This is a genomic window from Streptomyces albidoflavus, assembly GCF_000719955.1.
GTDB lineage: Bacteria > Actinomycetota > Actinomycetes > Streptomycetales > Streptomycetaceae > Streptomyces > Streptomyces albidoflavus.
Window position 1 is genome coordinate 1 of record NZ_JOII01000090.1, and the last position, 796, is coordinate 796.

Annotated in this window: 1 protein-coding gene; it reads left to right on the plus strand. The window is 68.6% G+C overall.

Translation table 11 applies throughout. The features are described 5' to 3' along the window. Nucleotides 1-796: acyl carrier protein (locus IF45_RS31830; protein ID WP_037638925.1), on the plus strand; the 796-nt coding region annotated here is incomplete at both ends.

A 796-nucleotide genomic window follows, 5' to 3' on the forward strand; every position in this document is an offset into this window, starting at 1 on the left:
GTTGGGGAAGTCGACGGGGTTGCGGTTGCCGGCGACGGTGGTGTTCGACTATCCGACGGTCAACGCGTTGGTGGGGTATCTGCTGGAGGAGTTGTTCGGCGGGGTGGAGCCGGCGGAGGTGGTGCCGGTGTCGGCGCTGCCGTCGGTGGCCGAGGATCCGATCGTGATCGTGGGCATGGCCTGCCGCTACCCGGGCGGTGTCTCCTCGCCGGAGGACCTCTGGACCGTCGTCTCCGAAGGCGTCGACACCGTCTCCGAGTTCCCCGTCAACCGAGGCTGGGACGTCGACGCGCTCTACAACCCCGACCGGGACGCGTCCGGTACCACCTACACCAAGGCCGGTGGCTTCCTGCACGACGCCGGAGCCTTCGACTCCGAGTTCTTCGGGATGAGCCCGCGCGAGGCGGTGGCGACCGACTCCCAGCAGCGTCTTCTCCTGGAGACGACGTGGGAGGCGATCGAGCGGTCCGGCATCGACCCGGCCTCCCTGCGCGGCAGCCAGACGGGCGTCTTCGCCGGTGTCATGTACAACGACTACGGCAACATGCTCGCCGACGAGCGGTACGAGGGCTTCCGCAGCAACGGCAGCGCACCCAGCATCGCGTCCGGCCGTGTCTCGTACACCTTCGGGTTCGAGGGGCCGGCGGTGACGGTGGACACGGCGTGCTCGTCGTCGTTGGTGGCGTTGCACTGGGCGGCGCAGGCGTTGCGTTCGGGTGAGTGCTCGTTGGCGGTGGCCGGTGGTGTGACGGTGATGTCGACGCCGACGACGTTCGTGGAGTTCTCGCGTCAGGGT